Annotated in this window: 5 protein-coding genes; 4 read left to right on the forward strand and 1 reads right to left on the reverse strand. The window is 42.2% G+C overall.

The window, feature by feature from the left end:
• From QXD64_08870 to QXD64_08885, 4 genes are all read left to right on the forward strand, one after another.
• Positions 1-202 (forward strand): hypothetical protein (locus QXD64_08870; protein ID MEM3397419.1); only part of this gene is annotated, 202 nt, incomplete at its 5' end.
• 14 nt (positions 203-216) lie between these two features.
• Positions 217-2,685: a pseudomurein-binding repeat-containing protein gene (locus QXD64_08875; GenBank protein MEM3397420.1), complete on the forward strand. Its 2,469-nt coding sequence runs from the start codon at positions 217-219 to the stop codon at positions 2,683-2,685.
• Positions 2,667-3,641, forward strand: a complete 975-nt coding sequence (locus QXD64_08880; GenBank protein MEM3397421.1) for a D-glycerate dehydrogenase — start codon at positions 2,667-2,669, stop codon at positions 3,639-3,641. Before QXD64_08875 ends, QXD64_08880 begins: the two co-directional genes overlap by 19 nt.
• Positions 3,642-3,691: 50 nt before the next feature.
• Positions 3,692-6,256, forward strand: a complete 2,565-nt coding sequence (locus tag QXD64_08885) for a tetratricopeptide repeat protein (GenBank protein ID MEM3397422.1) — start codon at positions 3,692-3,694, stop codon at positions 6,254-6,256.
• 3 nt (positions 6,257-6,259) lie between these two features.
• On the opposite strand, the gene QXD64_08890 is transcribed toward QXD64_08885, so the two are convergent.
• Complete coding sequence (locus QXD64_08890) at positions 6,260-6,586, reverse strand: hypothetical protein (protein MEM3397423.1); 327 nt, start codon at positions 6,584-6,586, stop codon at positions 6,260-6,262.
• Positions 6,587-6,719 lie beyond the last annotated feature (133 nt).

The following is a 6,719-nucleotide window of genomic DNA, read 5'->3' on the forward strand; positions in this document are numbered from 1 at the left end:
AGTAATATCAAAGGGATTAATAAAACTTTCGGTGCGCTCATGGAAAATTGCATACTGGCAAGACGGATTTACTCCTGAGGTATCAAAATCTCATTGTGCCTATTACACAATCTTTGGGAAGTTAGTGGGTATTCCCTTATCCCAACTCAAAAATGGTACAAACGAAAAATTTTTCTTTTTCGAAAATTACATATTTTACTAAGCATATTTAGTAGTATGAACAGAGGGATACTAACATTTGGTTGCATTGTAGTGCTTTTAGGGCTTCTGATATTACCCTCCTGCTATAATATGCTAGGTAATCTTCCAAAAGCCGGTGAAGTTCACTTTGCCGCTGAGTTGAGAGGTACGACGGTTGACTCAAAGGGTGTCTGGGTATTGGGTACTGATGTAGCAGATGCAGGCGCTGCAACACTTGCTGGAGAATTTGCACAGCATGGCATTAGTGATGTGTTCGTCCTTATAAAAGGTGTTTCTGGTACATACAGGTTTGATCGGCTTGAGGCAATGTATGAAAATGCTAGCAAGTATGGGATTAAAGTTTATGCCTGGGTAATCTGCTTTGACGATGAATCCTGGGGTGGATGGGTAGACCCGAATTCTACTTCCTATAGAGATTACCTCAAAAATAACCTCTTCCTTCCCCTCTCACAGAACTATGATTTTGATGGAGTTATTCTCGATTGCATACGCTATCCAGGAACCGCAAACGGCAACACATATCCAATAACCTCCTTTTGTCAGGAAGTCTCAGCAATAATAAAGTTTTACAGGCCAGGATCGATAATAGGTGCTGCAGTGATGCCTGAAATGGAGGTGAATGCTTACAACTATGGTCAGAACTACACCCAGATGGCACAGTATCTAGATGTGCTTCTGCCTATGGCATACACACACAACTATAATCAGCAACCTTCATGGGTTAGCACAGTGACCCAGTATGTGAAACAAGAGGCATTACTAGGGAATCCAAACTGTAAGGTCTGGACTGCAATCCAGTCGATTGATGACAATGGCCAGTATATGACCAACACAGAACTTCAGAGTTGCATAAACTCCGCAATTTCTGGTGGAGCAGAAGGCGTGAATTTTTTCAAGTATCCAATAACCTCAACACAGTATCAGGTGATTGATCAATATTCTGTGATTACCGCAACATTTGAAATTCAGCTTTACCCTGGATGGAATCTCATCTCTTTCCCTCACATCCTTTTCCAAAATTCCGCAGTCAAAGCAGTGTTTCAACCAATCTGGGGCAAGTTTGACATTATCTGGACATATGATTCGCTTGCAGGAAAATGGAAGCTTTATGATGTAAAAAGACCAGATCTTGATCACCCAAATCATTTTGTAAATGTTAGTTGGAGAACTGGTTACTGGATTAACATCACATCTCAAACGCCATGCAAATTACCACTCTATGGACAGTATGTTGGTGCTTATGCCCTTCAGCTAAAAACTGGCTGGAACCTCATAGCCTACCCTCTTCTTACACCAAAAACTGTGAGTGAAGTTTTTGGTAATCTCACGGTCGAAATTATAGAAAGATACGATACTAATTCAAGCACAATGTTAAGTCCAATGGATAAGACAGACCTTCTTATACCTGGCTGTGGTTACTGGGTAAATGTCGCCAAGGATGTTGTATTGCATTTTGAGGAGGGAACCAGCAATCAGACAAGCTTGAGCAAAGGAGAGGCAATCGATGCCTGTGTTCGACTCGCAAACTACATTGAGAATTACAGCAGAACACCAAAGTATGTTACCACAAGCCAAGGAAATCTCACAATGCCCCAGATGCTCTACATCTCTTCAAAGCTCGTTCATGACCTGTACACTGGTTCCACAAACACTACCTATGCTGTTCCTTCACCTGACTATGCTTCCAATCCATTTGGTGAAGTGTACTCTGGCTCACTTACACCTGTTCAGTACGATGATATGGCCTACCGGGTTTACAGATTTATCGAGAACAATGGAGTGGCACCAAACTATGCAAACTCACCCATTGGAAAAATTCGGATGTGGGAAATCCTTTATATAAACGCAAGGATAGTTAGATGGAATTGTTACAATGGAGCAATGCCGTCTCTTGCTTATGTAAAGCCGGTTCCTGGCTTTAAAACTGACGCTAACTCCCAATACACAGGTGCAACTGCAAACTGCCAGGCAACTAATGGAAGTATAATCAACAAAGCAATGAGCATCATCTGCACCTATTCAAACCAAGCAAACAATGGTACGATGAATCCAAATGACGCAATGTATAAGGCAGGAGAGGCCGTATACACATGGGTAAGGGACGCAAAGAGTTATGCATACTATTACAATACTCAGTATGGTGCATACAGTGCAATTTTTGAAGTGAGTGCAATTAACTGCTGTGATCATACTCATGCTGAAAATGCACTTGCCAGATCTGTTGGGATTCCTGCACAATATCGCCATGCAAATTGTCAGTTTTCCAGTGGTGTGTACGGACATGTCTGGGGCTACTTCTACATCAATGGCAGAGGCTGGATTGATACCGATGCAATCAAAAAAGATGGGTATTTTGGCTATCACTATCCAATTGTAGAGTACAAGGGTACCTACTATGAGTTGCCGTTTGTTATAGAGGGCTATCACCAAAACCATGTTATACCCTTTTCGCTTTTCTTACCCTCATGTATAAGGTATTTGTAACCAGAAAAATCCCAGAGGAAGGCATGAGAATTCTGGAGAAAGAGTGCAAAGTTGAAGTATTCCCAGCAGAGCGGGTTCCAACAAAGGCAGAGATTATTGCAGGTGCAAGAGATAAGGATGGTTTACTCTGCCTCCTCACAGATACAATTGATGCTGAGGTAATTGATGCCTGTCCCAAGCTCAGGGCAATTTCAACATATTCTGCTGGCATCAACCACATTGATGTTGCCCATGCCACAAAAAAAGGAATAATTGTGACCAATGCTCCTTCTGCTCTCACAGAAACCACTGCGGACCTTGCTTTTGGACTTCTTCTCGCAATTGCAAGGCGAATCCCAGAAGGAGATCGGCTGATGCGTAGACGGGAATTCACTGGCTGGGCACCAACGCTCTTGCTTGGTACTGATGTGCATGGTAGCACTATAGGAATCATAGGAGCCGGGAAGATTGGGACAGCGGTTGCAAGAAGGGCAAAGGGCTTTGGCATGGAAATCCTTTATTCGAGTAGGAAGCCAAACAAAGAGATTGAGGAGATGGGTGGAATAAAGCTTGAAGTTGATGACCTTGTGCGAGAGGCAGATTTTGTCACCTTGCATGTTCCTCTGACACCTGAGACCTATCACCTCATCGATGAGCAAAGGATTAGAATGATGAAAAAGACCGCTTATTTGATTAATACAGCAAGAGGGCAGTGCGTTGATGAGAAAGCCCTGGTTAAATGCCTGAAAGAAGGTGTGATTGCGGGTGCAGCACTGGATGTGTATGAGTTTGAGCCGGCTGTTACAGAGGAACTTTATGAAATGGAGAATGTTGTGCTGCTTCCCCACATCGGAAGCGCAACTACCAGAACAAGAACAAACATGGCAGTTATGGCTGCGACCCAGCTTCTGAAGGCACTGAAAGGAGAAACTCCAGAGCAAATTGTAAATCCCGAAGTTTTAGAGAAGAAATCGTAGCCGTTTTCATCCAAGAAAACCTATTTCTAATTAAATGTGTTCCCGCACCCATGGACATTCCTCTCCTCGGAAGAGAAAAAGAACTGAAAATTATCAAAACAGGACTGGAAGACGCAAAGTCGGGAAGAGGAAGAATTTATTTTATTACTGGCGCTTCTGGTATCGGAAAGACCCGCTTAATCCATGAGGTCTGCAGAATTGCCCAGAATCTTGGCTATGCTGTGCTTTCTGGAAATTGTATTGATGAAAAGGGTAGCCCATTTCTTCCGATAAATGATGCTCTCGCAAAAATAACAAGGGAGATTGAACCATTCTATACTCCAATTGGCCTTTCTGGGATTGAACAATCACCGCTGTATTCAACAAACCCGCTTCGGGAACAAACCAGAATTTTCGAAAATTACCTGCGAACATTTGAACGCCTTATGGCTACAAAGCCAGTGCTTCTCACAATCGATGATTTTCAGTGGGCGGACTCGAGCACACTGGGCTTTATTCACTATCTAGCCAGAAATGTGAGAAAAATGTCCCTCGTTGCTGTAATTGCATACCAGATTGAAAGTATGAGGACTGGGCATGTGCATCAGTTTACAACGACTGTGCGAAATATAAACATTGAACGGGTTGCAGAAACAATCGAATTGAAACCATTAACTGAGGACTGCGTGGCAGAAGTGCTGAATGCTATTACTGGTGTGAGGAAACTACCAGACAAGATTGTAAAGGAAATTCACAGAAGAACAGAAGGTAACCCCTTCTTTGTTCAGGAGATGGGAAGGGCACTTGTGGAGCAGGGAGTTTTCAGCAGTCTGGAAAGCTTGCAGATGCTGGATATGGAAAAAATTGAGTTGCCTGAGACAATAAGAACAATGATACTGTATCGTTTCGCAAAACTGGATGAGGATGTTAAAAAAGTTCTGAAAGCATGTGCAATCCTGGGAAGAGAGTTTGAGTATAATGTGCTGAAGAAACTTGTAGATCTGGATGAAAACAAATTGCTGGACATTCTTGATATGTTGATAGCCACTGACTACCTTGAAGAATCTGATAAGGGGGAGGAGGTTTACAGATTTGTTCACAATCCTGTCTATGAGGTAGTTTACAGTGAGATCATTGGCACGAGAAAACGGATTATGCACGGAAAAGCAGCTGCAGAACTGGAGAAATATTATGGAGAGAAACCAAAGTATGCTGGAGAGATTGGGAGGCACTATATCCTGGGTGGAGTGCCAGTGAAGGGCATCAAATTCAAAATCGTCTCTGCAGCGTTTGCTCTCAGAAACTTTGCGATTGAGGACTGTCTCAAAGAATCACTAGAGGCTATGAAAGCCCTTGAATCCCTGGAGCAGAAAGAAGAGATGAAGGAGGAGGTTCTGAAGGTTTATGAAATGCTGGCGGATTGTTATTACATTATGGCGGAATACGAGAAGGAAATCCAGATTCTTGAAGAACTTCTGAGGCACATACTCAGCAGAAATGAACGGGCGAGAATTCTGATGAAACTGAGTTTGCCCTATCTTAAGAAAGGAGATTTTGCTGCAAGCATGCAACTTCTGGAAAAAGCAGAACTTGAAGCTGAGCCAGATGCATGGGGATTGAAGGGAGAAATTTTGAAAAACAGGGGCTGGGTTTTTGAGACAAAAGGCGAGTTTGTGAAGGCAGTTGAAAACTACAGAAAGAGTATAGAACTCTGCAAAAAAGCTGGTGATGAGATTGCTTTGGGCGAGGTTTACAACAGAATGGGTGTTGGTCTGTGGTATATTGGAAAAGTAAAAGAGGCAATTGTTTATCTGGAGCGTTCTCTTGAAATCAGAAAGAAATACAACCTTAAGAAAGGGATTGCTGGCTCTTATCACAATCTGGGTGGAGTTTATGATGATATCGGAGATTACCAGAAAGCAATGGAGTTTTTTGAAATTTCAAAGAAACTTTACGAGGAAATGGGGGACCTTGATGGCGTTGCCAGCGTCTATAACAACATAGGTGTAATTTACTACCGCACTTCAGAGGAGCCAGCAAAAATCATTGAGTTTTTCAAAAAGTATCTGGAGATTGCAGAGAGAACTGGAGAAAGGGGAAGTATCGCCCTTGCTCTCTTTAACATAGGAAGCACATACGATAAATTTGAAGATTCTCAGTCCGCACTTGAGTATTATCAGAAGGCATACGAAATTGCTGTTGAAATAGATGATAAGAAGATGGTCTCGGCGCTTTTGAACAGCATTTCCACATGTCTGGCCAGTCAGGGAAAGATAGACAGGGCAATGGAATTTGCACAGAGAGCGGTGGATGTCGCAATGGAAACAGGAAGCCAGGATTTTATCGCAGATGCAATTGCAGGCATGGCGGAAGTTCTGAGGTATGCTGGTAATTATGCGGATGCAGAAAAGAGGTATCTTGAATCGTTAAAGATGTATTCGGAAATGGGTATTCCAGAAAGTATCAACAGCGTAAAATTTGAGATGACAGAACTGTACATTGAGCTAGGAAAGAAAGAGATTGCAGCGAAGTTACTGGAAGAATTGAAATCATATTATTTACAGAGCGGGAACAAGGTTATGAGGAAAAAGGTGGAAAGGGCAATAAATAGGTTGGCCTCGCTTGATAATACCTGAATTCTAGGCATCCCATTTTAAAACAAATTCGCAGCAATCATTTCCATCATGTACACATTTTGTTTCGGTACAAACTGGATTTTTCACTTTACATAATGCAGCCATTCCTACGAAATATCCTGTAAGGTAGATACACATCAACTTGGAGGTTTTCATGTTCTTTAATAGTGCTCGGGCACGTTGTGGGGAATTCTCTACAATTTGAAGTTCACCAGTAGAGTACTGTTCCTTCCATACCTTAGGTGCTAGTTCTATGGCCCGATTAATTGAAAGAAAATATGGAAGGAAAAGCTTTGAAACTGATGAAATTTGTGGAGACAACTGTCCCATCTCTTTTGGGTCATAAAGATTTGGGGTGCTAGTATATAAAGCAGCATGGTTCTATTCACAACTCCTAAACCTTAATTTATTTCTAAGAATTCCCTGAATAAAAACGAAGGAGGATGGGATGCATGGCAATCTC

It is taken from the genome of Thermoplasmata archaeon (assembly GCA_038874435.1).
GTDB lineage: Archaea > Thermoplasmatota > Thermoplasmata > Lutacidiplasmatales > SKW197 > SKW197.